This is a genomic window from Vulcanisaeta distributa JCM 11216, assembly GCF_001315985.1.
GTDB lineage: Archaea > Thermoproteota > Thermoprotei > Thermoproteales > Thermocladiaceae > Vulcanisaeta > Vulcanisaeta distributa_E.
This window is the reverse complement of record NZ_BBBI01000007.1, coordinates 43933-68316: the sequence shown is the minus strand read 5'-3', so window position 1 is coordinate 68316 and position 24384 is coordinate 43933. Positions and strand designations below refer to the sequence as shown.

Genomic DNA, 24384 nt, shown 5'->3' with positions numbered 1-24384 from the left:
AAATAGATATTGTGAGGGTACCACTGTTTATAGAGTTTGGTGGTAGGAACGTATTAATAATCGGAGGCGGCGGCGTTGGTACTAGGAGGGCTATCAAGTTCCTACTGGCGGGTGCCAATGTTAGGGTGATAAGCCTTGAATTTAGTAATGAACTAATGCGCTATGCCGAGCAGGGCAAGGTGGAGCTGGTTAGGGGGGGTAATGCTCATGATGAGGAATTGCTCAGGAGAAACCTTGAGTGGGCTGACCTGGTGATTATTGCGACCAATGACCAGGCAATAAACGAGAAGGTTAGGAAGTTGGCTAAGGACATGAGGAAGTTCTTTAATGATGCCACAAATGCCGAAGAGACCGAGGTGGTGGTTCCCTTTGAGAGCGAGATTAATGGTATTAGGGTCGCTGTTACTACCGAGGGACTCAGCGGTATTGTGGCAAGAAGAACCCTTGAGAAGATAATGAACACGCTTAGGGAGGATGAGGAGTTAATGAACATGGCTAGGGTTTGGTACGCAGTTAAGAGTAAGCTTAAGGAGGTCGTGAGCGACGTAAGGACTAGGTTGGATTTATACATGGAGCTTGATAATGATGAGAAATTCAATGAACTGGCTAAGAAGGGATTTATTGATGAGGCCCTAAATTATGTAATGAATAAGGTATCATCTCATAATTAGGAGAATCAATTTTAAGGACCACCAAAGGCTCTGTCCCCCCCGGCATCACCAAGCCCGGGCACTATGTAGCCTCTCTCATTCATCTCAGGGTCTATGGCAACCGTATAAATCTCGGCAAATGGATACTCCCTGAGAACTCTCTCTATGCCGTACTTAGTGGCTATGACGCTGGCTATAATAGTCCTCTTGGGAACTCCATACTTAAGGACATGCCTTAATACTGAGGTTATCGTAGAGCCAGTCGCGAGCATTGGATCAGCGATTATGAGGATATCGTCCTTGAATATCCTGGGCACCTTAACATACGTAATTTCAATGTCGAAGTCCAGCGAGCCGGGCTTATGAGACTCCTCAACCTCCTTGCACTGACAACACCCATCCTGGCATTCGCGAAAATCTTGACCAAGCCCTCGACCAACGGCATGGCAGCCCTGAGAACCTGTATAATGACTACGTGATCGAGGTCCCTAATCCTAACGCCCTTAGCCTTAACACCAAGTGGTGTTTCTACCTCCACGGTCTCTATGTCCATGGATTTCACAATCTCGTAACCCATCAACCTACCAAGCCTAACAAGGCCCTTCCTAAACTCGATTTGCTTAGTATTTCTATCCCTTAGAGTCGTTAAGATGGCTTGCGCCAGTGGGTGGTCAATAACGACTACCCTACCCAAGGAAACCCGCCATAACCGTGAAAGCGCATATTTAAAGAACTTTTGCTACTTAGTAATTAGGTACTACGGGGTGATGATGATGGTAGCCACCGATGAGTGACGATGGTCCAAAGCGCTGATCACTTAGTAGGTAATCGTCCTTATGGAATCCCTAGCCAATTCAAGGACCTCAAGCCTATCGACATTCAGGTAGGCCTTTAACGTATTTATGAAAGTCTCAACACCCTTACCTGGATTGAAGAACGGCGACTTGTACTGAGCACCTGAGGCGTACTTGTGACCACCGCCACCAAGCTTCGTAGCCACCTGGGTGCAGTCATATGGGCTATCCCTATCAGCCCACAGTAATACCTGAATGCCCTCCTACTTAACCTAAGTAATATGTTTACCATCTTGGCACCCCTATGTTGTAGTTCAATTGTTAATTGCCTATAGGATATCCCCAGGTCAATGGGGGGGCTATAAATATTGATCACATCCTTAATTGGTATTTTATCGGCAATCTCAAGCATGAGTCTCCTAGCCCTGTAACCCCTCTCAATCAACCTACTAATCCTGGAGTTACTCAATGCTTGAAGACCGTTAATTGCGAGGCTCTTAATAATAAAGATCTTCTCAGGGTATGACGCGAACCTTACGGCTAGGTCGAGCCTCTCAGCCTCCTCACTCGTTATGTTGGCGGTATCCGTCTCAATAGCCACCTTAACAAGGCTATTGGCTATTGGGTCATTCTCGAGATCAAGGGCCTTCATTGCCATGAGGGCTGAGCAGGCGCCTCCGGGTCATAAAACTCAATCTTGGCGCAGGGCTTGTTGGTCCTGTGGTGATCAGCCTTATGAGGACCTTACCTGGACATGGTAGGTCAGCCACAAAGGTCCAGGAGAGGCTCTTGATCCACCAGGACCTATTAACCTCGCTCGGTGCCGCAAGCACTACGACACCGTTCGGGTACTTCCTCAGAAATAGGGCTGCGCTTGTTATACCATCAACATCACCGCTATCACAAAGCGCCAATGGCCTATTACTCAGCTTAGCCCATAGCGCCGATAAAAACCTCCTCATGAGCGAGTAATCGCTAACTACTTCCTTAAAATTATTTTTCCTTAAGATATCTTGAGCAGACAGGGCAGTTCTCAACCCTACTAAGCTTTATCTCATCAATGACCCAATTCTTACCATCAATTATCAACAACTTATTAATAAGGGGCTCGCCAATGCCCGTTATCAATTTAATGACCTCAGTCGCCTCTATCGACGCCACAACACCAACCACAGGACCAACGACTGGGCAATAACCAACGCACTGGGGGGGCAATGATTTTACCTGCACTAATTCATAGAGGCAGGGCGTCTTACCTGGTATTATCGTTGATACTTGGCCATACCAACCATTCACCGCGCCGTGGACTAGGGGGCTTCCTCAACTTAACAATGGCCTCATTTAATACCTGCCTACCCAACCAATTATCGAGTGCGTCAACCACGACATCGACGTCCTTAATGACCTCCTCAGCATTCTCACTGGTTAACGCCTCATTCACCGGCCTTACCTTAACCGCTGAATTAATATCACGAAGCCTCTTCGTAGCAACTTCAACCTTTGGCTTGCCAATATCCTCCTCTCTATACAGTAATTGCCTGTGAAGGTCTGTTATATTGATCGTATCATAATCGATTATAGTCAACTCACCAACACCGGCGCCAACTAGATACATGGATACTAAGGTTCCAAGGCCTCCTAAGCCCACAACTGCTACATGAGCTCTCGAAAGCCTTTCCTGACCCTCCCTACCGATGACTGCGACCTGCCTTGAATACCTATCAATTAGGTGTATGGCGACCATACAGTAGTCATTACTCAAAAATAAATTAATAAGAATTAAGCATCACGTTAACACCAATGAGAAGTAGTAAGGCGCTGTTGCCGTACCTTCCAATACTGATGATTAGGATTGGGTCGGGAGCAAACACGTTCCTAATATCCTACCTATCACCAGGTAGTAACATAATGGTCGGCTTGATACTGGCCTCATACCCATTCGTTGAGGCCCTGAGCTCCTTCGTGGCTGGTTACATGGCTGATAAAATTGGCAGAAAACTAACATTGATAATGGGTTATACTTGGATTTTAATATTCATGGCATTAATATACATAGCAATAGCCCTACTGAAGAACCCATTGGCCACTGCTGTATTTAACGGTGCAATGGGCTTCGGCGCGGCCTTGGTACTCGTATCCATGCTGGCTATGATAACGGACATAACAGAAAGAGGATACAGGGGATTGGGCATGGGGGTCTTCGACTTCATAAACATATTCGGTTATGCGCTTGGCTACATGATTGGCTCAATACTCTACCAAGTGGTGAAAGGGCCCACGGCGTTCATAATGCTGTTAATACTATTGATAATACTTTACGCAGTTGTTCTTAGGTACATAGTCGAGACGAAACCAACCATCGGCGCTGTATACCTAAACCCATTAAGGGGGGGTGTCTCGAAGAAGGTGGTGCCGACATTACCCATCTGGTTCTCAATAACGACAATCCTCGGCGCTGCAATATACTCGGGCAGGGCCATAGGGAGCATTAAGGGTGTGATGCCGATACACGTTGGCGCTCTCTTCCTAGGCGCAACGTTAGTGGTCGGTCTAGGCTCTGTGTTCTTTGGCTACGTATCGGACAGGCTTGGCAGGTTAAGGACCATGAGCATTGGAGTTATAGGCGTGAGCATCGGCCTCATAATACTAACCGTATTACTCCTATTGGGTGTTAACCCAATAATCGCCGTCGCCGCCTCAGCCCCCTTCATATTCATGCATCCGCCGTGGTACCATCAATACTAGCATTGACGGGTGATGAGGCATTGATAAGTATGAGGGGGGGCTCAGCAATGGGCCTATACAGCCTAGTGCTAGGGTTCGGCATGGGGTTAGGAAGCATCCTGGGCAGCTACTCATACGTGAAGCTGGGACTCGGCGGAATAGCGCTATTGGCCCTTGTAATATTCATAGTCGCATTCATACTATACGCGGTGCTCAGGGTAATCCTCCTCAGGAAATAAGTTGATAGCGAATAATCAATTGGGCATTGCCGTTCTTACCCCTGAACTCAACAATTGAGACATTAACCTCCTCACGCAGCGTAATCACCAATGGGAAACCAAGGGCCTTAAGCCTAGCCCTCACCGAACCAAGAACAGACCTTGGGAGCTTAAGCTCATCACCAAATCTCTTAACGACATCGTCAATAACACAATCGGTGTAATCCTCACCACAGCCCTCAAGTTCGGCCTCAATAACATCACCACCCATATGCTCAACATACCTAACAACACCACTATCCAAAACCCACTCACCATGGTAATCACCAAGCCTAACATCAACAATCGAAGACACAGCATAATAAAAATACCGCAATTAAAAAACTAAGGCAACATAAAACCTTAAAAGTACAAATAATTAATGAATACGGGCCCGTAGCTCAGCCAGGTAGAGCGGTGGGCTTTTAACCCATAGGTCGTGGGTTCGAATCCCACCGGGCCCGCCAAATTTATATACAATCTCTCTTAATTATACTGTTGCTTATTTTCCTCATGTTTGGAAATTCGTAGATAACTCCATGTTAGGTTTATGATGCGTTGATTGCAGGCTTTGTACCTTAACGATTTAAGTAACATAACGCATTTTTCCTAAAAATAACTTCTTCTGCTGGGTGCAAAGCATTCATTAGATATTACAGCCATCAGAACATGAGGAGCTTTAGACCTGATATTTCAATTATTATGTATCTATTTATTGTGCTCCTAGGAAGGACTTTAGCAATTTATCTTTGAAGTCCTTATAACTTAAGGTAATTATTTTCTCCCGGCAGGGACAATTATTGCATGTTAAGTATGTTTCTACGAATTGTTTAAGCTTATTGTCGTCAGTAATAAATACTAACTTGCCCTTTGTTATACCGGATAATGCCCTTCTTGGTACTGTGGCCAGTAAGTCATAGGCATAGAGTAATGAGCTAATTATACTAATATCCTCAAATGGAACCATCTCAGGCGGGACCCTACTTAATATATCGTCTATTAGACCATCCCTCCAACAAACCCTCCTTGTGGGCCTATTCCCTAAGGCCCTCCTTTGTTTTTCTAACGACCTATCCTCCTCGGCAATCCTTATATAGTTTCTACTTACTAAATAATTCAATTCATCAATACAGTACAGTATCATTATGTCAGGCTTTATATTGGGCCATCCATGCTCTGTCCTATTGACGTTGCTTAATAGGTTAGGTAGAGCTGTGTCTTTAAGCTCATTTATCACAGCATTATCGGTATAAATAGTTAGGATCCCATTCTCAAGCATGCCAAGAATCCGTGGTGGTCTCTTTGAAACGCTTACTTTGTGATATAGAGTTATTGCGTATATTATTTTAACGAGCACGCTAGTGTCGACAAAAACGTGGAATGCCCTAAATACCATGAAGTCACCCACTAAATAAGTCTGGGTAGAGTTCCTCCTCGTCAGTATATTCCCTACTCATTAGTATCTCCCTGAGCTTCTTCATGGCTTTTATGAAGGATTCCAAGTCCATGTTAAAGGCCATTGCCTTGATAACCTCGTTCTTAATACCTAGTATTTCGAGAGTTAGGTTAATCAAGACCTCCTCCCTCAACGCACCATACTTATCAACAACCCTCATGGCGTAATCTGCCAGATCTTTCAACCCCCCCTCTTCTCAAGGGACCTATAGGCATCCTCAAGGGCGTTCACGTTAATGTAATAACTATCACCAACCTTAGCAATACCATACTTAGACATTTCTAACTCACCGCCAAGTAACCTATCAATTGGTACAAATGGGCCCTTTAAGTAGATCCTAAATTCCTCAGGCAACCTCACCCTTGGTGAATCAATAAGTCCCTTCTCATCCGTATATAGAACTAGGAATAAGAGCTTAACAAGTACCTCTGCTTTAACACCCCTATTATATTTTTTAATATAATACGCAATAATGAACCTAACTAAATCAATAGTAGGCTCCCGCGTTAATTCCTTAATAAGGCTCATACCAATACTAAATTCTCGAATAAGCTTTTTAACCTGACCCTGTGAGGACTTATGATTAAGACATGGCATAAAATATTTCAGAGCATGACTAAAGCTTTTATTAATAATTTAAACACTCTAAGTAGAAAAATAGAATTATTTAATGAAACAAAATCACTAAATAAACATGAAATCTTTTATATTATTAAAGCTTAAGGCATGAAAGGATATATAGACGCACTTAAGGAATACTAATTCTTTTCCACTTGTAAACCTGTAAGTAATGATGAAATAAGTTCTACGATAAGCTATAGATCGTGGATTCAAATCCCACTGAGTCCGCCAGTTTCTATTACCTTATTCTTATCCATCCGTCCTTCGTCTTTACGAAATCCCTGGTCACGTTAAGGACTTTATTTCTCAATTTATTGAACATCACTGCGTCACCGCATAATAGCTTACCTTCGTAGAGTGCGTCGAGGAATATTGTGTTGAAGTTCTCAATTTCCCTTTCAGCCGCTAGAGCGTTGGCGTAATGTACCTGGGCTAGGTCATTTGGTGGCTCGGTGGGTGGTTCATTGCCTATGATGAGCAGGTCCCAGTCACTGTCTATCCTAGCCTCGCCACGTGCTCTCGAACCAAATAATATGACCGTGTAACCCTCACTACATAGCTCTCTTATCCACTCCTCGATTTCGCGATGCATTCTTAGGAGGATTTCCCTAAACATAATTCATCACAATCTCCATGCACCTGAGGCAATCCTCAGCATCATCCTTATCATAATCAATCATACGGGCATCAGGGTATCTAGACCCTATGTACTGCTCAGTGAGGAGTTTAGCGCACTTAATGAGATCATTGTTAATGGGCCTATTAAGTATTGAGACCACTTGATTTAACAGCGTGACTATTGAATACGTATATAATCTCGAGCCCGTTAACTCTATGAGCTTACCCTTAAGGTAAAATTCAACAGCCTGCTGCGCAAAAAAGCATGTCTCTGGGTAGAACCCCCCCTATTAAGCATGTCCTTACTCAATGCCTTATATCGCTCAGCCCTTGCGTACCATCGTGACGCCATTTATGCCAATATTATTTCATTACCTACCTAATAATATTTACTGCACCAATTCATAGAGCCATCTCCAGCAATTAGGAGGGAATGCTTGCTTAGGCTCCGTTTTATTAATGCCCAGTTTATTGGTGCTGAATGAACGAGGTATTTGACGAACTAAGAGAGGAACTTAGGAAGGCCCTGGCCGATGTTGGATTTAAGAAACCCACAGAGATCCAGAGCTTAGTCATACCGAAGGCTTTAGAGGGTGTTGATATTGCCATGCAGGCCCGAACGGGTAGTGGTAAGACCGCGGCTTATCTACTGCCCATAATGAACTCCATGGTTGGTAAGGTTACGGAATCCCTAATAATCGTGCCAACCCGTGAATTAGCGCTTCAGGTTGCTTCACAATTTACCTACTTCAATAAGTACCTTGGGTTTAAGCATGCCATTGTTTATGGCGGTGTGCCTTATGACGACCAAATAAGTTCTGTAAGGGACGCATCCCTTGTTGTGGCGACGCTGGGCGATTACTGGATCTAGTGAGGAAGTCCTACATTGATTTGGGTCGTGTTAATTACTTCGTTATTGATGAAGTGGATAGAATGTTGGATATGGGCTTCATAGATGATGTTCGTGTTATATCAAGCCTGGCGCATAATAGAAAGCAGACTTATGCCGCCACCGCGACTCTGCCTAGGGAAATCTATGAATTGTTACGTAGTATTATGAGGAATCCTGTCTTTCTAAGGACGGGTAACCACGAGTATGAGTTGCCGCTTGTGGACCAGGTCGTATACTTGATTAATGGCTTTTGGAGGGAGAAGTATGGAGTCATGACGAAGGAGTTGGCGGGTAAATCCATAGTCTTTGCAAATACTAGGGAGAGGGCGTATAGATGTATAGGCAGTTGTCCCGGGATTACCATGCATTGTTGCTTCATGGTGGCATGAAGCAGTACATGAGGGAGAGAGTACTAAGGAGGTTTAGGGATGAGAATGGAGACGTAGTCCTAGTAGCTACCGACTTAGCCTCCAGGGGTTTAGACATAGTTGATGTGGGGTTAATAATTAATTTCGATGTACCAAGTAACCCGGAGACATATATTCATAGAATAGGCAGAACCGCAAGGTTTGATAGGAGCGGCCGCGCGGTGACGTTAGCCACAAAGAGCGAGTTACAGATAATAGATACTGCCATTAGACTCAGTGGTTCTCAATATAAATTAATGATTTTGAACAAGGAAGATTGATTGCCAAATTCACTCAAACCTCTGCGGTGGTATTACGTCACCGTACTTACTCCTGGCATCCAGCAGCCTCTGTCTCTGCTCCTCAAGTACTTCGAAGAACCTCCTCGGCGTCGTAGGTATTTCTGAGTATATCTTCCAAATCCTGTCTATCTTCTCGAGGAGTTTCGTAGCCCTTATCGCGAATTGCTTCGTGTAGTCCTCAAGCCTATAATCCCTATTGAGCACCTCCCTGAACAGGACCTTTAGGTCTTCATACCTCGGTATGTAGCCTATGGGCGTTGTTATGGCGTTAAGCTCGTTATGAACCCTCCTCTCCATCCACTGAAGCCAAACCCTCTTATCCTCCTTACTATTCAGGAACCTGCCCTGCTCATCCCTAAGGAAGTAATTAACACCGAATATCTTTGGAGGTCTCGTAAGGCCCTCGCCAAACTTCAGGTAATTCGTTATGTAAACGCCTAAGTCCACGGATAGGAAGTCTAGGTTGGCCATTGGGTTAAACTCCCTCTCGCCCGGCTTACCGATTACTGCCGCAGTCCTCTCCGACTCGAGGGATGCGGCTATCGTGACTACGCCGTGCTCCCAATTGAAGGACTCAAAGACGGGAACAAGCGTGTCAGGGTCCCTACCTCCAAATATTATTCCACCAACAACAACACCGCTTGGATCGTCATAGGCAGGGTCCAGGTTCTTAAATGCCTTTAGTGATACCGTGAATCTGGCGTTGGGGTGTGATGGTGGTATTGGGTTACCCTTCTCATCGGTTTTTCCCCCCCTCCACCACTTACCCGTGTAGTTAATGCCCTTCTCAGGCTCTGGCTTACCCATCCCATTCCAGTATATTTCGCCATCCTCGGTAATTAGCACGTTCGAGAATATTATCTCATTGGGCTTTGTCAGCACTTCGTATATTAATGGATCATCGATTGGGTTTATGCCCTCGATTATCCCGAAGACGCCTATTTCTGGGTTAACCGCCCTAACCTCGCCATTGACATTCCTTAGGAATGCGAGGTCATCCCCGATTAACCTACCGAGCATTGCCGTTGACGTCTTGCCTGAGTATGACGGAAATGCGCCGGTGAAGTAAGTGACCCTGCCATTTGGCCCCCTCAACGCCTATCAGGAACATGTGCTCGCTAAGCCATCCCTCCTCCATGGCCCTCTTAATCGTGAGCCTAAGGGCCAGTTTCTTGAGACCAATACTGTTACCGCCGTATTGCGTGTTCACTGAATACACAGTCTCGCCAGGAAGGTCTATGTAAATCCTCCTCTGCTTAATGTTCTTACTCTGCTTCATCTCGTTCAACTCACCCTGTGAATGAAGGAACTTGAGGAACCTAGCCCTCTCACCCTGCCTGACGAACTCGTCATAGGCAGCCCTATATAGTATGTTCTCATTATGCATTACGTAGTAGGAATCCGTTATTTGAACAGCCAATATACTGAAGGGCGAGCCCTTGGGCCCAAGTGAGTAGAAACCAATGAGCATTTCCCTACCCTTCATTATACCGTTAAGTAGTGAGTAAATTTCTTTCAATCCCTCATCACGGTCCTTAGTCCTTATGAAGGGAAGCTTCTGACCATTAGGCAATAATATGGCCGTGTCCTCACGGGCCCTGGCCTGGTCGTAAGGACTATCAAAGTGAACGGTATGACCAGGGGTTTTCAACATTATCTCCTCACCAGTCTCTATTGCCTTTCTCCTAATGTAATCAAAATCTTCAGGACTACCTGTGTTTATAAACACGGAATCAGGCTTGCATAGGTCTACGGCCCAGGCTATGAACTTGTGAAGCTCAGGGTTATTAATGTTCATTAGTCTTCGATACATTTCATCACTCATCTTACTTCGGAAAAGCCGTTCAACCTCATCTGAAGTACTCGGTACCATTAGACCTATTACTACTTATGTCCTTATAACTATTTCTCTATAAGTCACAATACCATAACTACTGAGTAAACCCATTTAACTCTAGTACTAACATAGGGCTCAATCCCGTTTATGAAATGTATCCATGAAATACACAGCTTACACCCACATAGCAATTATTACATTCATCAAAATACCGCATATAAGGTAGCTGAATTCATGAACACAATACTTCCCGTTAATGATCACGCCAATGCATAAATAAGAATCAAGACCAGGGTGGCCAGTACCAAAGACTCAATTAATAGGCCAATACCAATTTCCCTAATCCTACGTCTTAAATCACCCATGGATAACTTATCCTCTTTAATGGCAATTAACGCCCTAAGCGATGGCTCAATCAATACCGCCAGAGACAGTGTACCGCTAGTGATGTACAGCCCATAGGCTAGGGCAGGTAAGCTTATAAACCAAAGCATTGATGAGTGGTACGGCTTAACACCCCCCCGCCTAAACGGCAACCTGCCCTCCACATATAATGCAGAAAATGCATGGTAGGTAACCCATACTATCGACACAGCCACAAATAGATTAATCAAAATACCACCCATGAGAGTATACCATGCAAGATACGTTGATGCTATTAATGCAGTCCCAGACACATTAGCCATTACCGACCTACCTCTCCCACGCATTACCTCTGCCATAAATAAAGCCAGGGGTATTAAGGGTATTATTACCCAAATACCTAGGTAGGGGGATGAGAAGCAAATAGGGGGGCCGTGTTTATTAGAAACAGTAAATAATCGCTTAAGCCCCCCCTCCTGGATATCAGGCCTAGGTGGGCTCTTACAAGGCTTGTGATATTTAATATAACGAGACCCGTTGTCAATACTAATCTAATAATATTAACGTGGTATTTATTGATCAACAATAGGGTAATCAAGGAGAATGCATAATTAGTTATTAATAGTGATAATGCGCCAGTGTCCGTATGAATCCTCCCACTGACTAACTTGCTACTCATACATCTCGTTGCTTTTATAAGTTAGGAATAAGCATTGCATTCGTTACAGGCTACGATGTATTTAACGCGGTTTGTATCGAGGAAATAAAAGTCAAGTCTCTATTCATGTTTTTTGAATTACTGTGAGGAAACCTTTATTTATTTGGAGTTGAATTAGTTAAATAGAATGATTAGGGAAACAATAGTAATAAGTAAAACGTTATGGATGGCACTTAAGAAACAATTAATAGGTGATTATAACGGCAATGAGTATCATAGCTTGAACTATAATTGTGAGGTAATATTAATTAACAACCCTAAAATGCATATTGTTGCCTGTGCAAACGATGATGTTGTTAACGTAACAATCACCTATAATCCATTGGACGTAGCTTTAGACATTAGGAGGTCCCGCGAGAGAGGCGGGCGTAGATATTCAACACGGAGTAGGAGGATAGTACACATGCCATTAGAATAAACTTAATTAATTCATAGTTCCTTTGAATGTTAATGATGACTATGGTGGACCCTGATCAGTAATTGATGATCTTCCAGGCTACTGATAATTAATTGCCTAACCAATTAGCTTTAAGGCCTGTGGATGAATCGATGATCTAACAATATCATCAATGTTCATCAAACTCCTGAATACCTTAGGTATGTTATCTATAACGTCAGTTGGTAATATGTGATAGCCGAGATCTTTAACTGCTAAATCACCTGCGAGCCCCGTCACGAAGGCACTAATTGCAGCTGCCTCAAGTGGGTCCTGGACCTTAACCATTAATGCCGAAACAACGCCAGTCAACACATCCCCCCCAGTGCCTCCAATAGTCATACCCGGATTACCCGTGAAGTTGAGCTTGTACCTCTCGCCATCGGTTATTATGTCAACATTACCCTTAAGCAACACAACACCGCCCCTCAGTGATGATTTAACCACATCACGCACCATCAAGGCCCTCGACCAGGTGTTAACCTCCTTAGTAACATCCACGCCTGTCAACCACTTAAATTCGCCGGCGTGCGGCGTTACAATTACATTCTTCGTTATTAAGTCCTGCCTCTTCAACTCACCAATTGCCTTAATGGCGTCAGCATCAATGACCACCCTCTTACCAACATCAACAGCCCTAGAGATCAACTCAACAACTGCTCTCATAGTCTCCTCCCTAAGCCCAAGCCCAGGCCCAATAGCTATTACATGGGACTTACCAACCTGCTCCATTATTTGATCCACATGACTAAGCATTAGGTAATCACCGTCTAGGGGGGGTATAGCTATTATGCTTGGATCGTGAGCCCTTATGTCCCTGGCCACATCCCTGGGAGCCATAACCACTGACAGGTCGACCCCCCCAGTCCTAAGTGCCGCCTTAGCCGCTAAGTAAATGGCGCCCGTGAACTCCCTGGAACCACCAATGAATAATACACGCCCATTATCACCCTTCTTAGAGTCGGGCCTTCTGGCATAGCTCATGTAGTATAGGTCGCCGGGACCGACGATGTGCTCTATCTCCTCAGAAATCCCGATATCCGCAATCACCAAATCACCGACATATTGGGAAACACCCTCCTTAACCAAGCCAACCTTAGGCCTGTGCATTGTTACGGTAACGTGGGCCTTAACAGCGATATCCCTAACCTCGCCGGTGTCGGGGGGGTCCAACCCACTGGGTATGTCAACAGCTACCTTATACGCCGATGACTTATTGATTAACTCAATAGCCGTTGCCTGCGGCTCCCTAAGAACACCCCCCCTAATCCCAGTTCCTATGATTGCGTCAATTATAACCTCAGCCCATGGGTGAAAGACCTCCTGATGAGCGAGTAAGTCGTAGGGTGTTGGAGCCTCTATTATCTCAACATTCAACCCCCCCCTAAGAATACCCAGGTTATCCACAACCAATTCCTCCCTGGCATCACTAATGCGTCCCAGGAGAACAACCTTGACCTCCCTACCCCCCCATGAGTGTAGGTACCTAGCAGCCACAATACCATCACCACCATTATCACCAAGCCCAGCAACAACGAGTATCCTCCTGGCCTTTGGGTACCTCTCAATGACTACCGTTGCCACAGACCTACCTGCGTTCTCCATGAGTATGTGCCTATCAATGCCCATGTAGACGGCATTCCTATCAATGACCCTCATCTCAAGCGTCGTTATTGCGCCTGAGGACCAATCCCTGAAGTCAATGGGCATACTCGGGAATGACGTATTATGCCTTTAAAAACGCTTTTATGCAAGGTTTAATGAACATCATGGATATAGTAATTAGGGATGGCTTGGGTAATTGGGAGGTATCCGAATACGATGGGTATAGGGAGCCTAAGTGCATAATTAAAGTTGAAGATGATTATGTGATCACTAAGGTTGAGGTTCTAGGCATTAATAGGGAAGGTATAACCGTGAAGGCCCTTAACGATAATAAGCTCTTCATTAGAACTAAGGACAATAATAAGAACCATCTACTCATTAAGGAATTATCTGCGCCAGCCACTGCAAAGAACTCACATGCTAAGCACAGGAATAGACTACTAATGATTAGACTACTAATAAAGGACGTTGGCATTGGTGATGAGTAATGATTAAGGCGGCAATCCTCGACATTGATGGGGGGGTCCTCACGTACTTCAGGTCAGCGTGGCAGCACCTACATAAGGTTCTCGGTACTGATGATTGGGCTTCGATAAATAGGGAGGCGTATAAGGCAGGGCTCATTAATTATAGGGATTGGGCGCTCGTTGATGCCCTTCTCTGGATGGGCGTGCCCAGGACCTGGATTGAGGTCCCCATAACCCTGAGGAGAGGCGCCTTAGAACTGCTGAAGTTCCTTAAGGATAATAACGTGTTGATAATAGCGGTTAGTGGTGGCCTGAGCTACACGGGTATCCCCCCCATTAGGGATTACGTGAACTACTTCATAAGCAATGAATTAATATTTAATGAGGATGGCTCATTAATCTCAGTTAAGGTAAATGTCGAGAATAAGGATATTGTTCACGAGTTAATTAACGAGTTGGGACTAGATTGGGACTACATCATGGCCGTTGGTGATAGTGACATGGACCTACCAATGCTCAGGAGGGCTAGGTACTCCATAGCCTATAACCCTGTCAATGAGGAGGTAGCTAATGCTGCGAGGATTGTTGTTAATTCCGACACACTATACCCAATAATTGATATTGCAAGGGCTATACTAACTAGGTAATGGATTGATGCGTATACGTAAAGTAAACGTATACTTACCGCTAATAACACATTAATACTGGGGCTCTTCACCTTACTAGGGTTTATGCCAGACACGACCATAGAGGATTTGGGTATCAGGAAAATCTTTAACTCAAGGGGTGAGGAGACCGTTGAAGTTGAAGTATACCTGACAGATGGTTATGGGAGGGCGGCAGCACCAGCCGGTGCATCAAGGGCTCTCACGAGGTCGTTTACTTCCCCAATAACGACGTCGACCTGGCAATTAGTACCTTTGAGAAGAGCGTGGCACCTGACCTAATGGGTTTGGATGCGTCAATACAGGGTGAAGTTGATGCAAGGCTTGAGGAGATCGATGGTACGGAGAACTTCTCGAGGATAGGCGGTGCGGTTGCCATAGCCACGTCAATGGCAACCGCCAGGGCAGCGGCAAACGCCCTAGAGATACCACTTTATCAACACCTTGGCGGCGCTAATATCAGGGATTTGCCGTACCCACTCGGTAATGTAATTGGCGGTGGTAAGCATAGCCGCGGGCTTGGCCCTGATATTCAGGAATTCCTGGTGCTACCGTACGGCGCACAGGACATTTACTCCGCCCTTAAAGCCAACATTGAGGTTCATAGGGCTGTCTTTAAGGAGTTGGTTAAGGCTGACCCAACGTTTACCGGTGGTCGTAATGATGAGGGTGCTTGGTCAGCCAAAGTATCCACTAACGTGGCATTGGATATCCTGAGTAGGGCTGTTAAGGAGGTCAGCTCCAAGATGGGTTTTGAAATAGGGATTGGCGTTGATATGGCGGCATCAACACTATGGAATGGTGAGAAGTACGTATACACCAATGAGGGGGTTTCAAGAACGCCCAAGGAACAGCTTGAGTTTGTTAGGGGGGGTTGATTGAGAAGTACGGGCTTGTCTACGTCGAGGACCCATTCCATGAGGAGGACTTCCAATCCTTCGCGGAGCTAACGGACTCCATAGGCGACAAGTGCCTAATTGTTGGTGATGATCTATTCACGACGAATCCATCCAGGTTAACCAGGGGGCATTAAGGAGGGTGCCGCAAACGCCATAATAATAAAGCCCGATCAAATAGGCACATTATCAAGGGCTTGGGAGGCTGTTAGGTTGGCGGTGTCTAACGGTTACGTGCCAGTGGTGTCCCATAGATCTGGCGATACTGAGTATGAGACCCTGGCGCACATAGCCGTTGGCTTTGGGGCACCGATAATCAAGAGCGGGGTCCTTGGTGGTGAGAGGATTGTCAAGCTTAATGAGTTGATTAGGATTCAGGACTACATGGGTAAGGCAGCCAGGATGAATCAGTCATTAGTCCAAAGGCTTAGGCATTAATACTCACTATTAAATTCTTCATAGTGAAATACTTATTAATTAGATTCTTCACCGTAGTTCTCAATGGGTGAGGAACGTAAGGAGACCCGTGAGGAAGGGCTTGCGCCGGTTCCACCGCAGGAGGAGCTGCTAATTGCAATTGAGCGCTACCTAGCGGCTGGTGTTAGGCTTGGTACTAGGGTGTCCAATGCCTATCTGCAGAGGAGGGGCTTCGTGTTTTCCGTGAGGCCTGATGGTCTTAGGATTCTCAATCTTAGGAAGATTGATGAGAGGATTAGGATTGCGGCCAAGATGATTACTATGTATGACCCTGAGAAGGTGGTAGCCTACTCAGCCAAGCCCTATGGCTTCAAGCCAGTGGAGATGTTCTGTAAATTCGTTAGGTGTAGGGCGATAACGGGTAGGTTCATACCAGGGACATTCACAAACCCGAACCTTAACCACTACATAGAGGCTGACCTACTAATATCCACTGACCCAAAGGCGGATGCGCAGGCGATTGAGGAGGCAGCCACGATGGGTATACCAGTCATTGCGCTCGTGGATACGGACACGCCAATATCCTACGTGGACTTGATAATACCATGCAACAACAAGGGAGGAGGAGCTTGGCGCTGATATACTGGTTATTGGCTAGGCAGGTGCTTAGGGTTAGGGGCGAGTTGAAGGAGAATGAGGACCTGCCTGTGCCACCTGAGGAATTCGAGGTCAGGATATCGATTGAGGGAGTTAGCCAATAAAGCACTGAGATTAATTAACTAATCAATGCAAAGTAAAGCGTTTATTTTTCCCGGCCTAGACTAATCACTGTATGGCCAAGGTACGCAAACCAGCGGTTGCGGGTGCATTCTATGAGGCTGATAGGGATAAATTAATCAAGCAGATTGAATGGTCAATAAGCCACCCATTAGGCCCTGGTCAATTAGTTAGGCAGCCCCCGTGAGGGGGGGTTTAAGGCCGTGCCCATAGTCATAGTCCCACACGCAGGATATGTATACTCGGGTCCCGTGGCTGCCATGTCCTTCGCTGAGGTTTACAGGTTTCATAGTCCAAGGACGTTCATCCTAGTTGGGCCTAATCACTATGGTATTGGCGCGCCTGTAGCCATATACCCCCCCGAGGGTGCCTGGGAAACCCCCCCACTTGGTACCCTTGAGGTTGATTCTGAGGTGGCCAAGGAACTGATGAGTAGGGTTAAGTACCTGGAACCTGACACCTATGCCTTTGTCCAGGAGCACTCACTTGAGGTTCAATTACCCTTTATACAGTACATATTTGGCAATAACGTGAAGATCGTGCCAATAATAATTTGGAGACAGACAAAGGAGGTGGCTAAGGACCTTGCAATGCAATTGCCGAGGTCATATTAAGTCATGAGCCAAGTTCTATAGTCTATGTGGCTTCCAGTGATTGGAATCATTATGAGCCTCATGAAATAACCACTGAGAAGGACATGAGGGCCATAGACCCAGTCCTTAGGCTTGATGAGGATTCCTTCTTCGACGTTATTGAGCGTTATGATGTGTCAGCTTGTGGTTATGGTGCAATTGCGACAGCGATAATTGCAGCCAAGAGACTTGGTGTTAAGAACGTGGTACTATTGAGGCATGCCACGTCTGGCGACACCAGTGGCTATACATTGGAGACCGTGGGTTACGCATCAATAGCCTTTTACCTATGAGGATATTCTCGTATTCGATTAAACGAAATATTTAATTAATTAATTCAATTAGGTATAATTAAATATGAGTGCTGTTAGGGTGTTTTTCGAGGTACTACTAGTTATAGTGGCTCTGGCCCTGATCTACTCAATAGTCGCTCCATTTAAGGCTGAGCTAAAGGCATACATATTTAGCATTGGAGATAAGCAGGTTAGTGATTTATTATATATAGGAGGATATATTATTTATAAACTGGGTTATTTGTCATACACATTACTAAAAATTATAGCGGATTACACCTATCAAGCGGTTCAGTATTTATTAAGTAACTCAGGAGCTAAGGTAAGCCTAATTACTGGATAACCTAGGTATGGTGTGATCATTTTCTCTTTTGATTAAAAAGAGAAAGATTTAAATAGAAAGAGAAATAACTAGCTACTCTGATGAGTATTATACAGCCCAAGGAGGTGAGGACGTGGAAGGATGAATTAAGGGAAGTATTGGCAAGGCACGTGAGGGACCCGTTTAAGGATAAGATCGATGAGTACCTAAGCTTTCTCGACGTATTCTATGATAAGTGGTGGAACGGTGATGTCAAGACCAGGGAGTATTACGCATACCACATGGCCCTCCTTATGGCGAAGTCCGACAAGCTAACGTGATCAAGGCCAAGCTTAATAGCTATTACGCGTACCTCGTCTATAAAGGCTATGTATCAGCTTACAGACTCATGAAGGACAAGTACGTGGCTGGCGGTGAATCAATCTATACCTGGCTAAGGGCGTATCGAAAGATATTAGGCTAAGTAAATGTAATCACTAAGGATGTAGTATATCGGCTCAGCATAAAAATTAGCATTGCATTAATGAGTTTAATAAGCACCCTTATGACTTTAACCTTAAAGCTGTGCGTTCAATTACTTCCTGAATCCATTACCGAGTGGGTTCTGTGAGACAACTTGATTTAAGTTACTAGTTGAGGATTAACGACGGTGGATTAGTTAGCCGCGTAATTGGGGTGTTAAGTTAAAACCTGCCCTTATTACGTAATACATTATACACATACTCATAGATAATATCGACGACCTTCTTAGCATCTATGTATGTTGTATCAATGACGAGATCAAAAAATGAGATATCGCTTATATCAATGCCATAGATGGCAGGTACCTTCTCCTATTTGATTCTTCCCGGGCCTTAATCTCTCTCAACGCATCCTCAATTGACTTACCATCCCTAGCCGACAACCTCTGCGACCTAGCCTTAATATCGGCTTTCAGATAAATGCGTACATCAGCCACATCCCTGAGTATCCAAGCGGCTAGGTGGCCCTCAATAACTACATTACCCTTTCTAGCCTCCTTGATTGTCTCCTCATCAACGGCCTTATCAATGCTAAAGTCCGTCTCTGCAATCCTATGAAGCTCGAGTAACGATATGCCTCGTTGAATGGCTATTTTCCTAAATAACTCACCAGCAGATACAAATCTGTAATTCAACCTATTTGCCAATTCTCTGGCCACTGTGGTCTTCCCACTGGCTGCTTGTCCACTAATGGCTACAATACCCATTTCTAATCACGTTGAGGACAATCGTACGGCCATCCTAAGGGCGAGGGCCAAGCATCTGTGACAAATATAGCCGCCGTATGGCCTCGATACCATTAAACCAGAAACATGCCTGGTCTTAACCCTAGCCTCATCAATGCCCTGGAGCGGCTTTCCACAGATGGCGCATCTTGGTTTAGAGGCAAGCCTCTTTTCGTAATGAACTACGTGCTTGCCACCCGGCGTTCTGGCTTGCGTTCTCCTTAATCTCCTTGACCTTAATGCCGGCCTTGGCATAATTGCTCGCCAAATCACCTATGAGTTTTTATGCTTTACTTACGTATTTGCTCGTTAGGGGGGGTCCAGGCCTAGCCATACCGAGTGATAGGTATTTGCTTAGTTCCTCGTCATTAATCACGTAAATGTGCGACTTCCTTAGTGCTAAATTCAATTCCTCCTCAGTTGCATTGACCCAATTGATCCTGCTTACCATGGATTTCGGGATCACAAGCACGGTGCTACCCTCCTACGTAACCTATACGCAGCCCTTTGGATTTCATAAAACAGCCTATTCACCCTATCCCTCTTGGACATAGCCCTGATGATCGCAGCCTCGACATTGCCGGTCTCAAATAGTGTCGTTAGTATTATTTCGATCACCTTATTTATCCTATCAGGAACGCCTATTATCGATCCCCTAAGCTCGATCCTGCACCTAGGTACACTAAGGCCAAGCAGCCTATACAGCCTAGCCGTCTCGCCCTTAATCCTCCTCTCCTTATCGACAATACCCCCCCAATAATGAATGTATGGACATTCCTTATCAACTCCTCATTAAGTACGCAATCACCCTCCGGATCAAGCATAACCGCATTGCCGCGTATGATAGATAGGTCTCGTCTAATAACTACGCCGTGCCTAAACCCCCCCCTGGCGAATTTGTTAAATTTATCGAGGAACTCATCATTCACACTTGTTAATTCCAGATTCGGGTCCCAAAGGTACCTCCTTACGGTATTTATCGACGCCAGTACCTGCTCTATGAGTTCGTTCTTCTCGGAATCCGTATGATCGCTCCAGAGGGATAGGTCAATTATGAAGTGCGGCTTCTCAGGAGCATTAATTGGGAAATCCAGTGACACCAAGCAATCCTCGGGCTTAGTTAGGTATACATCGCATGGTATTGTACCCGTTAAGGATAACGCAAGCACCTCAAGTTCATTAATTCCCGTAATTACGCGGTAACCAAAACCGCCTAAGCACAGTACGTACTTACCCAGTAATAAATTCACGGCTATGCACTGCGGCAGGTAATAATTGCACTTGAGCCTGTGGGGGGGTATGCACAACCTATGAATGCCGAGACTCCTTAGGGTGCTCAGTAATTGATTGCCAAGTATCACCTGAAGGGTTATTAATTAAGTCCTAATAAAAACATGAACCACATGGCAATGCAGGGCAGGGAATTACCACTATGCGATAACCATGCACATACAAACCCTGTAATCGGCATGGGCCCCAGGGAGTTGGCGAGAAGGTTTAAGAGGGAGGGTGGCAGATTCATAGTGATAGTCGCCCTACTCACCTGGAGCCTAGGTTTAACGCCTGGGGGGGATCTTGACAGTGTTAGGAGGATGTACGACATCACCGTGGAGTCCGCCAGGATTATTAATGAGGAGGGCGTTAAGTCCGTGGCCGTTGTTGGCTTACACCCAGCCGAGGGTTATGAATTACTCAGGAGGGGTTGGTCCAGGGAGGAGGTTCTTGACTTCATGAGAAGGGGAATTGACTTAGCTGCTGAGTATGTTAGGGAAGGCAAGGCTGTGGGTATCGGCGAGGTTGGTAGGCCCCATTGGGAGGTGCCGGGCGACGTTACTAACCTCTTCAATGAATTGTTAGAGTACGCATTCGGCGTTGCCAAGGACGTCAATGCTATCGTACACCTACACCTGGAGAGGAATGGTATTGACACTGCATTATCAATAATAAATATGGTCAAAAGGGTGGGCAATAGGCCCTATAGTGTTATTATGCATCATGCAGAGCCCGTAACGATTGACATGGCTAGTAATAATGGTATAATGCCATCAATACCCATGGGGAGGAGGGGGCGAGTTTGAGGAGGCCGTTAAGCATGGGCCGAGGTTCGTTGTTGAGAGTGACTTCATTGATGATCCCAAGAGGCCCGGTGCTGTGATACCACCGTGGACATTAATTAGGAAGTTAAGGAGTTACTTAATAAATGGTTTCATCAATGAGGAATTCCTACACACGCTTTGTGTGGACAATATTAATAAGGTGTATGGTGTGTATGTACTGAGTTGATTTGCGAGTGAACAGGCGCTAACGGCTTTTAAAGGCTCAGTAATTTGCCCTTTAGGATGGATGAGGAGAGGGAGATAATTGAGAGAATATACAGGGAAATGATAATGGCACGTGCCAGGGAAACACAAATTAATAGGCCTACGTGCCTAATGGTATTGCAGTACTTAACAATACCAACTTCGTATCGTACATTAGGGAGTGCTCAGCCTCCGTGATTGATTTCTACGCTGACTGGTGCATACCCTGCAGGATAATGGAACCAATACTCAATAAGTTGGCCCAGGTATTTGCGGGCAGGGTATTCTTTGGGCGTATCGATGTCGATTCATACCCAGAGATTGCCGCTGAGTATGGTGTTATGTCAATACCAACCACGATACTATTCAGGAATGGTGAAGAAATCTATAGAATAATTGGTGCCGTTGATTATAACACGATGAGGAGGTATATCGAGATTTACCTAGGAGTTAAGCCCTAGGTATTTACCTCACTAATTATTAATCGCCTACCGTCCTGGGCAGGTAATATGAATGTTAACTTATAACTATCGCCGAAGAAGATTATACTAACGTCATTACCAAGGTGAAACTCACCGTCAATTCCAGCTAATACGCAGTTCTCGCAGTTCTTGGCATCATCGATTATGTTCCTAAACACGTTTATTGCATCCTTACCATTTGTCATCACTGAGGCGACCACGCCTGCGTGGTCTCCATGCACGTGGTGGTCAATCTTTGCATTATACTTTGTCTTTAGTATGTCCATGAAATCATTCAGTTCCTCGATGACCTCCCTAGGTAATTCCGTTATGTGATGGTGATGATGTTCATGTTCCTCCTCAACCTCCTCTTCCTCCTCACCCTCATTACCCTCAATGCCCGTAAATCCAAATGTCATACTAATGATTAACTCAAGTTCATCACTCTGGGCGATCCTCTCAATCTCCTTACCCAACTTACGCCACTCCTCAAAACCAAGCTTTATCTGCATCATATCAACGCCACATAGGAGGGCCAATTAATAAAACCTTTTGTTCATGATGGGTAATTACGGTATCAGGACTTACTCAATATACTTTAATGCGTTATGATGTTAAATTAAATAAAATATTATGAATATATATGAATTATCTCGTACTATATATTATTACGGAAAGACTAAGTATAATAAGAATAAAGCTTAAAAACCTCTTTATGCACATTATCCGTGCCCACAAAGAGCCTAGAAATCGAACCGGCAGACCTATGGAGAATCCTAAAGGCCTCAGGCATAAAGTACGTTAAGTTCATAATAGTCGACATAAACGGCGCACCAAGGTCCGAAATAGTACCAATAGACATGGCCAAGGACCTCTTCATTGATGGAATGCCCTTTGATGCCTCGTCAATACCATCATACTCAACAGTAAATAGGAGTGACTTCGTGGCGTATGTCGACCCAAGGGCTGTGTACATTGAGTATTGGCAGGATGGTAAGGTAGCCGACGTATTCACACTTATATCTGACATAGCAGATAAACCATCACCGCTCGACCCGAGGAGGGTACTTAATGATACACTGGAGCAGGCTAGGTCGAAGGGCTATGAGTTCCTAATGGGCGTTGAGGTTGAGTTCTTCGTGGTTAAGGAAGATGGTGGTAAACCTGCGTTTGCTGACCCAGGTATTTACTTCGATGGTTGGAACGTCACAGTGCAGTCGCAGTTCATGAAGGAGTTAATAACGGCAATAGCCGATGCGGGCATTAATTATACGAAGATCCATCACGAGGTCGCACCAAGTCAATACGAAATAAATATAGGCGCCACGGACCCACTTAGGCTTGCTGACCAGGTTGTGTACTTTAAGATAATGGCTAAGGACATTGCTAGGAAATACGGCTTAGTGGCCACATTCATGCCAAAGCCCTTCTGGGGGGGAGTCAACGGTAGCGGCGCGCATACGCACATCAGCGTCTGGAAGGACGGCAAGAACCTATTCCAGAGCAATACTGGAAAGATAACTGAGGAGTGCGGCTACGCAATAAGCGCAATATTGAGCAATGCGAGGGCATTAAGCAGCTTCGTCGCACCACTCGTCAATTCATACAAGAGGTTGGTACCTCACTACGAGGCCCCCCCACGAGGATTGTCTGGGGCTACGCAAATAGGAGCGCCATGATTAGGATACCACAGTATAAGATGAGGATTAACAGGATTGAGTATAGCACCCAGACCCAAGCATGAACCCATACCTGGCCTTCGCGGCATGGTGAAGACCACAATTAAGGGTCTCGAGGATAGGAAGGAACCACCACCACCAACTGAGGAGGTGGCGTATGAGTTAGCCAATGCCCAGGAAACGCCAGCCACACTTGAGGACACATTAAAGGAATTATCAAAGAGCTTCCTAGCCGCTGAATTACCAAGCGAGTTGGTAAATGCCTACGTTAAGATTAAGCAGAATGAGTGGGAGGACTACCTGACAAATGTTGGTCCCTGGGAGAAGACCTGGAATATAATAACCCAGTGGGAGTACAGTAAGTACCTAGTCACTGCTTAAATCAAGATGATCAATATATTTAAAATAAAAATACATAGTAATTTATATTTATTCCCTGATCCAATATTTTTACGATAATAATATAAATAGCACAGAGAGAAAAGCTTAAAAACTACTTAGTCTACATAGTTTGTGCCCAGTGACCCATTAAAACGGTAAATAGGATAA

32 protein-coding genes, 1 tRNA gene and 8 pseudogenes are annotated in these 24384 nt (G+C 45.1%); 20 read left to right on the top strand and 21 right to left on the bottom strand.

Annotation, left to right across the window (positions count from 1 at the left end; genetic code table 11):
* Positions 1–11: 11 nt before the first annotated feature.
* Positions 12–671: a bifunctional precorrin-2 dehydrogenase/sirohydrochlorin ferrochelatase gene (locus JCM11216_RS07380; protein ID WP_054853784.1), complete on the top strand. Its 660-nt coding sequence runs from the start codon at positions 12–14 to the stop codon at positions 669–671.
* Positions 672–682: 11 nt separating this feature from the next.
* Here the strand turns inward: JCM11216_RS07380 and upp are convergent.
* The 4 genes and pseudogenes from upp to JCM11216_RS07365 form a co-directional block, all read right to left on the bottom strand.
* Positions 683–1344, bottom strand: a pseudogene (gene upp, locus JCM11216_RS07375) (uracil phosphoribosyltransferase).
* 206 nt (positions 1345–1550) lie between these two features.
* On the bottom strand, positions 1551–2102 hold the full coding sequence (locus JCM11216_RS17720) for a hypothetical protein (RefSeq protein ID WP_243675675.1): 552 nt from the start codon (positions 2100–2102) through the stop codon (positions 1551–1553).
* A complete protein-coding gene (locus JCM11216_RS17715; protein WP_243675674.1) occupies positions 2083–2406 on the bottom strand; it encodes a hypothetical protein in 324 nt (107 codons plus the stop codon). Before JCM11216_RS17715 ends, JCM11216_RS17720 begins: the two co-directional genes overlap by 20 nt.
* A 31-nt stretch (positions 2407–2437) precedes the next feature.
* A pseudogene (locus JCM11216_RS07365) lies at positions 2438–3188 on the bottom strand (HesA/MoeB/ThiF family protein).
* 56 nt (positions 3189–3244) lie between these two features.
* Between JCM11216_RS07365 and JCM11216_RS07360 the strand changes: the two are divergent.
* Together JCM11216_RS07360 and JCM11216_RS17710 are read left to right on the top strand one after the other, a co-directional pair.
* Positions 3245–4189 carry an MFS transporter gene (locus JCM11216_RS07360; protein WP_243675673.1) on the top strand — a complete coding sequence of 315 codons (945 nt, stop codon included), beginning with the start codon at positions 3245–3247 and terminating at the stop codon, positions 4187–4189.
* Positions 4171–4407 (top strand): hypothetical protein, encoded by a 237-nt coding sequence (locus JCM11216_RS17710; RefSeq protein ID WP_243675672.1) that lies wholly within the window; start codon positions 4171–4173, stop codon positions 4405–4407. The genes JCM11216_RS07360 and JCM11216_RS17710 overlap by 19 nt, the downstream gene beginning before the upstream one ends.
* Here the strand turns inward: JCM11216_RS17710 and JCM11216_RS07355 are convergent.
* Entirely contained in the window at positions 4397–4741 is a 345-nt protein-coding gene (locus JCM11216_RS07355) for a hypothetical protein (RefSeq protein ID WP_054853783.1), read from the bottom strand. The two genes, JCM11216_RS17710 and JCM11216_RS07355, sit on opposite strands and share 11 nt — an antisense overlap.
* A 74-nt stretch (positions 4742–4815) precedes the next feature.
* On the opposite strand from JCM11216_RS07355, the gene JCM11216_RS07350 reads away from it, so the two are divergent.
* Positions 4816–4892 (top strand) — tRNA-Lys (locus JCM11216_RS07350).
* A gap of 245 nt (positions 4893–5137) precedes the next feature.
* On the opposite strand, the gene JCM11216_RS07345 is transcribed toward JCM11216_RS07350, so the two are convergent.
* The 5 genes and pseudogenes from JCM11216_RS07345 to JCM11216_RS17695 form a co-directional block, all read right to left on the bottom strand.
* Positions 5138–5821, bottom strand: coding sequence for a hypothetical protein (locus JCM11216_RS07345; protein WP_054853823.1), 684 nt, complete (start codon positions 5819–5821; stop codon positions 5138–5140).
* Positions 5822–5825: 4 nt separating this feature from the next.
* Positions 5826–6065 (bottom strand): hypothetical protein, encoded by a 240-nt coding sequence (locus tag JCM11216_RS17705; RefSeq protein ID WP_243675671.1) that lies wholly within the window; start codon positions 6063–6065, stop codon positions 5826–5828.
* On the bottom strand, positions 6062–6409 hold the full coding sequence (locus JCM11216_RS17700; protein ID WP_243675670.1) for a hypothetical protein: 348 nt from the start codon (positions 6407–6409) through the stop codon (positions 6062–6064). The genes JCM11216_RS17705 and JCM11216_RS17700 overlap by 4 nt, the downstream gene beginning before the upstream one ends.
* 331 nt (positions 6410–6740) lie before the next feature.
* Positions 6741–7118, bottom strand: a complete 378-nt coding sequence (locus JCM11216_RS07335) for a nucleotidyltransferase domain-containing protein (RefSeq protein WP_054853782.1) — start codon at positions 7116–7118, stop codon at positions 6741–6743.
* Positions 7111–7344: pseudogene (locus JCM11216_RS17695) on the bottom strand (HEPN domain-containing protein); the annotation flags it as partial. The gene JCM11216_RS07335 and the pseudogene JCM11216_RS17695, both read right to left, overlap by 8 nt.
* A 257-nt stretch (positions 7345–7601) precedes the next feature.
* On the opposite strand from JCM11216_RS17695, the gene JCM11216_RS07325 reads away from it, so the two are divergent.
* The 3 genes from JCM11216_RS07325 to JCM11216_RS07315 are packed head-to-tail and all read left to right on the top strand — an operon-like array spanning position 7602 to position 8700.
* Positions 7602–7991, top strand: a complete 390-nt coding sequence (locus JCM11216_RS07325; protein ID WP_054853781.1) for a DEAD/DEAH box helicase — start codon at positions 7602–7604, stop codon at positions 7989–7991.
* Positions 7991–8401: a DEAD/DEAH box helicase gene (locus tag JCM11216_RS07320; protein WP_054853780.1), complete on the top strand. Its 411-nt coding sequence runs from the start codon at positions 7991–7993 to the stop codon at positions 8399–8401. Before JCM11216_RS07325 ends, JCM11216_RS07320 begins: the two co-directional genes overlap by 1 nt.
* Positions 8398–8700 (top strand): C-terminal helicase domain-containing protein, encoded by a 303-nt coding sequence (locus tag JCM11216_RS07315; protein ID WP_054853779.1) that lies wholly within the window; start codon positions 8398–8400, stop codon positions 8698–8700. Before JCM11216_RS07320 ends, JCM11216_RS07315 begins: the two co-directional genes overlap by 4 nt.
* Before the next feature lie 9 nt (positions 8701–8709).
* Here JCM11216_RS07315 and JCM11216_RS17690 read toward each other — a convergent pair whose 3' ends face one another.
* The 4 genes from JCM11216_RS17690 to JCM11216_RS17675 all read right to left on the bottom strand — a co-directional run bounded on the left by JCM11216_RS17690 (position 8710) and on the right by JCM11216_RS17675 (position 11600).
* Positions 8710–9816, bottom strand: a complete 1107-nt coding sequence (locus tag JCM11216_RS17690) for a phosphoenolpyruvate carboxykinase domain-containing protein (protein ID WP_243675669.1) — start codon at positions 9814–9816, stop codon at positions 8710–8712.
* Positions 9731–10546: a hypothetical protein gene (locus JCM11216_RS17685; RefSeq protein ID WP_243675668.1), complete on the bottom strand. Its 816-nt coding sequence runs from the start codon at positions 10544–10546 to the stop codon at positions 9731–9733. The genes JCM11216_RS17690 and JCM11216_RS17685 overlap by 86 nt, the downstream gene beginning before the upstream one ends.
* Positions 10547–10818: 272 nt before the next feature.
* Positions 10819–11280, bottom strand: coding sequence for a hypothetical protein (locus tag JCM11216_RS17680; RefSeq protein ID WP_243675667.1), 462 nt, complete (start codon positions 11278–11280; stop codon positions 10819–10821).
* Positions 11281–11321: 41 nt separating this feature from the next.
* Positions 11322–11600, bottom strand: coding sequence for a hypothetical protein (locus JCM11216_RS17675; protein ID WP_243675666.1), 279 nt, complete (start codon positions 11598–11600; stop codon positions 11322–11324).
* 166 nt (positions 11601–11766) lie between these two features.
* On the opposite strand from JCM11216_RS17675, the gene JCM11216_RS07300 reads away from it, so the two are divergent.
* A complete protein-coding gene (locus JCM11216_RS07300) occupies positions 11767–12057 on the top strand; it encodes a hypothetical protein (RefSeq protein WP_054853778.1) in 291 nt (96 codons plus the stop codon).
* A 96-nt stretch (positions 12058–12153) separates the two neighbouring features.
* Here JCM11216_RS07300 and JCM11216_RS07295 read toward each other — a convergent pair whose 3' ends face one another.
* Entirely contained in the window at positions 12154–13785 is a 1632-nt protein-coding gene (locus tag JCM11216_RS07295; RefSeq protein WP_054853777.1) for a bifunctional ADP-dependent NAD(P)H-hydrate dehydratase/NAD(P)H-hydrate epimerase, read from the bottom strand.
* A gap of 50 nt (positions 13786–13835) precedes the next feature.
* Here JCM11216_RS07295 and JCM11216_RS07290 point away from each other — a divergent pair, with 50 nt between their 5' ends.
* From JCM11216_RS07290 to JCM11216_RS17655, 9 genes and pseudogenes are all read left to right on the top strand, one after another.
* The gene (locus JCM11216_RS07290; protein WP_243675665.1) at positions 13836–14168 is read left to right on the top strand and encodes a hypothetical protein; all 333 of its coding nucleotides are present in this window, start codon (positions 13836–13838) and stop codon (positions 14166–14168) included.
* Positions 14168–14794 (top strand): HAD-IB family phosphatase, encoded by a 627-nt coding sequence (locus JCM11216_RS07285; protein ID WP_054853776.1) that lies wholly within the window; start codon positions 14168–14170, stop codon positions 14792–14794. The genes JCM11216_RS07290 and JCM11216_RS07285 overlap by 1 nt, the downstream gene beginning before the upstream one ends.
* Positions 14795–14878: 84 nt before the next feature.
* Positions 14879–16146, top strand: a pseudogene (locus tag JCM11216_RS07280) (enolase).
* A gap of 63 nt (positions 16147–16209) precedes the next feature.
* Positions 16210–16886 (top strand): annotated as a pseudogene (gene rpsB, locus JCM11216_RS07275) (30S ribosomal protein S2).
* 71 nt (positions 16887–16957) lie between these two features.
* Positions 16958–17516: pseudogene (gene amrB / locus JCM11216_RS17670) on the top strand (AmmeMemoRadiSam system protein B).
* 26 nt (positions 17517–17542) lie between these two features.
* Positions 17543–17827 (top strand): AmmeMemoRadiSam system protein B, encoded by a 285-nt coding sequence (gene amrB / locus JCM11216_RS17665; RefSeq protein WP_243675664.1) that lies wholly within the window; start codon positions 17543–17545, stop codon positions 17825–17827.
* Positions 17828–17891: 64 nt separating this feature from the next.
* Entirely contained in the window at positions 17892–18170 is a 279-nt protein-coding gene (locus JCM11216_RS07265; protein WP_054853774.1) for a hypothetical protein, read from the top strand.
* A gap of 80 nt (positions 18171–18250) precedes the next feature.
* Positions 18251–18469: a hypothetical protein gene (locus JCM11216_RS17660; RefSeq protein WP_243675663.1), complete on the top strand. Its 219-nt coding sequence runs from the start codon at positions 18251–18253 to the stop codon at positions 18467–18469.
* On the top strand, positions 18466–18612 hold the full coding sequence (locus tag JCM11216_RS17655) for a hypothetical protein (protein ID WP_243675662.1): 147 nt from the start codon (positions 18466–18468) through the stop codon (positions 18610–18612). The genes JCM11216_RS17660 and JCM11216_RS17655 overlap by 4 nt, the downstream gene beginning before the upstream one ends.
* A 336-nt stretch (positions 18613–18948) precedes the next feature.
* Here the strand turns inward: JCM11216_RS17655 and JCM11216_RS07255 are convergent, their stop codons facing one another.
* From JCM11216_RS07255 to JCM11216_RS07245, 5 genes are read right to left on the bottom strand one after another with little or no spacing between them, the layout of a single operon-like run.
* Complete coding sequence (locus JCM11216_RS07255; RefSeq protein ID WP_243675661.1) at positions 18949–19377, bottom strand: cytidylate kinase family protein; 429 nt, start codon at positions 19375–19377, stop codon at positions 18949–18951.
* A gap of 6 nt (positions 19378–19383) precedes the next feature.
* Positions 19384–19650, bottom strand: coding sequence for a 50S ribosomal protein L34 (locus tag JCM11216_RS07250; protein ID WP_054853773.1), 267 nt, complete (start codon positions 19648–19650; stop codon positions 19384–19386).
* Positions 19651–19678: 28 nt separating this feature from the next.
* Positions 19679–19867 carry a hypothetical protein gene (locus JCM11216_RS17650; protein ID WP_243675660.1) on the bottom strand — a complete coding sequence of 63 codons (189 nt, stop codon included), beginning with the start codon at positions 19865–19867 and terminating at the stop codon, positions 19679–19681.
* Entirely contained in the window at positions 19858–20013 is a 156-nt protein-coding gene (locus tag JCM11216_RS17645) for a hypothetical protein (protein WP_243675659.1), read from the bottom strand. Before JCM11216_RS17645 ends, JCM11216_RS17650 begins: the two co-directional genes overlap by 10 nt.
* Before the next feature lie 26 nt (positions 20014–20039).
* Positions 20040–20756: a hypothetical protein gene (locus JCM11216_RS07245; RefSeq protein WP_243675658.1), complete on the bottom strand. Its 717-nt coding sequence runs from the start codon at positions 20754–20756 to the stop codon at positions 20040–20042.
* 42 nt (positions 20757–20798) lie between these two features.
* On the opposite strand from JCM11216_RS07245, the pseudogene JCM11216_RS07240 reads away from it, so the two are divergent.
* Together JCM11216_RS07240 and JCM11216_RS07235 are read left to right on the top strand one after the other, a co-directional pair.
* Positions 20799–21678 (top strand): annotated as a pseudogene (locus JCM11216_RS07240) (TatD family hydrolase).
* Between the two features lie 142 nt (positions 21679–21820).
* The gene (locus JCM11216_RS07235) at positions 21821–22156 is read left to right on the top strand and encodes a thioredoxin family protein (protein WP_243675657.1); all 336 of its coding nucleotides are present in this window, start codon (positions 21821–21823) and stop codon (positions 22154–22156) included.
* On the opposite strand, the gene JCM11216_RS07230 is transcribed toward JCM11216_RS07235, so the two are convergent.
* The gene (locus JCM11216_RS07230; RefSeq protein WP_054853771.1) at positions 22153–22671 is read right to left on the bottom strand and encodes a hypothetical protein; all 519 of its coding nucleotides are present in this window, start codon (positions 22669–22671) and stop codon (positions 22153–22155) included. The two genes, JCM11216_RS07235 and JCM11216_RS07230, sit on opposite strands and share 4 nt — an antisense overlap.
* Before the next feature lie 213 nt (positions 22672–22884).
* On the opposite strand from JCM11216_RS07230, the pseudogene JCM11216_RS07225 reads away from it, so the two are divergent.
* A pseudogene (locus tag JCM11216_RS07225) lies at positions 22885–24216 on the top strand (glutamine synthetase family protein).
* The last annotated feature ends 168 nt before the right edge of the window (positions 24217–24384 follow it).

Excerpts from the sequence above, each read along its gene's own strand:
- JCM11216_RS17720 (WP_243675675.1), bottom strand. The coding sequence starts at position 2,102 with ATGGCAATGAAGGCCCTTGATCTCGAGAATGACCCAATAGCCAATAGC.
- JCM11216_RS17715 (WP_243675674.1), bottom strand. The coding sequence starts at position 2,406 with ATGAGGAGGTTTTTATCGGCGCTATGGGCTAAGCTGAGTAATAGGCCA.
- JCM11216_RS07360 (WP_243675673.1), top strand. The coding sequence starts at position 3,245 with ATGAGAAGTAGTAAGGCGCTGTTGCCGTACCTTCCAATACTGATGATT.
- JCM11216_RS07345 (WP_054853823.1), bottom strand. The coding sequence starts at position 5,821 with ATGGTATTTAGGGCATTCCACGTTTTTGTCGACACTAGCGTGCTCGTT.
- JCM11216_RS17700 (WP_243675670.1), bottom strand. The coding sequence starts at position 6,409 with ATGAGCCTTATTAAGGAATTAACGCGGGAGCCTACTATTGATTTAGTT.
- JCM11216_RS07335 (WP_054853782.1), bottom strand. The coding sequence starts at position 7,118 with ATGTTTAGGGAAATCCTCCTAAGAATGCATCGCGAAATCGAGGAGTGG.
- JCM11216_RS07325 (WP_054853781.1), top strand. The coding sequence starts at position 7,602 with ATGAACGAGGTATTTGACGAACTAAGAGAGGAACTTAGGAAGGCCCTG.
- JCM11216_RS07315 (WP_054853779.1), top strand. The coding sequence starts at position 8,398 with ATGAAGCAGTACATGAGGGAGAGAGTACTAAGGAGGTTTAGGGATGAG.
- JCM11216_RS17685 (WP_243675668.1), bottom strand. The coding sequence starts at position 10,546 with ATGAGTGATGAAATGTATCGAAGACTAATGAACATTAATAACCCTGAG.
- JCM11216_RS17680 (WP_243675667.1), bottom strand. The coding sequence starts at position 11,280 with ATGGCAGAGGTAATGCGTGGGAGAGGTAGGTCGGTAATGGCTAATGTG.
- JCM11216_RS17675 (WP_243675666.1), bottom strand. The coding sequence starts at position 11,600 with ATGAGTAGCAAGTTAGTCAGTGGGAGGATTCATACGGACACTGGCGCA.
- JCM11216_RS07300 (WP_054853778.1), top strand. The coding sequence starts at position 11,767 with ATGATTAGGGAAACAATAGTAATAAGTAAAACGTTATGGATGGCACTT.
- JCM11216_RS07295 (WP_054853777.1), bottom strand. The coding sequence starts at position 13,785 with ATGCCCATTGACTTCAGGGATTGGTCCTCAGGCGCAATAACGACGCTT.
- JCM11216_RS07290 (WP_243675665.1), top strand. The coding sequence starts at position 13,836 with ATGAACATCATGGATATAGTAATTAGGGATGGCTTGGGTAATTGGGAG.
- JCM11216_RS07285 (WP_054853776.1), top strand. The coding sequence starts at position 14,168 with ATGATTAAGGCGGCAATCCTCGACATTGATGGGGGGGTCCTCACGTAC.
- JCM11216_RS07265 (WP_054853774.1), top strand. The coding sequence starts at position 17,892 with ATGAGTGCTGTTAGGGTGTTTTTCGAGGTACTACTAGTTATAGTGGCT.
- JCM11216_RS17660 (WP_243675663.1), top strand. The coding sequence starts at position 18,251 with ATGAGTATTATACAGCCCAAGGAGGTGAGGACGTGGAAGGATGAATTA.
- JCM11216_RS07255 (WP_243675661.1), bottom strand. The coding sequence starts at position 19,377 with ATGGGTATTGTAGCCATTAGTGGACAAGCAGCCAGTGGGAAGACCACA.
- JCM11216_RS07250 (WP_054853773.1), bottom strand. The coding sequence starts at position 19,650 with ATGCCAAGGCCGGCATTAAGGTCAAGGAGATTAAGGAGAACGCAAGCC.
- JCM11216_RS07230 (WP_054853771.1), bottom strand. The coding sequence starts at position 22,671 with ATGATGCAGATAAAGCTTGGTTTTGAGGAGTGGCGTAAGTTGGGTAAG.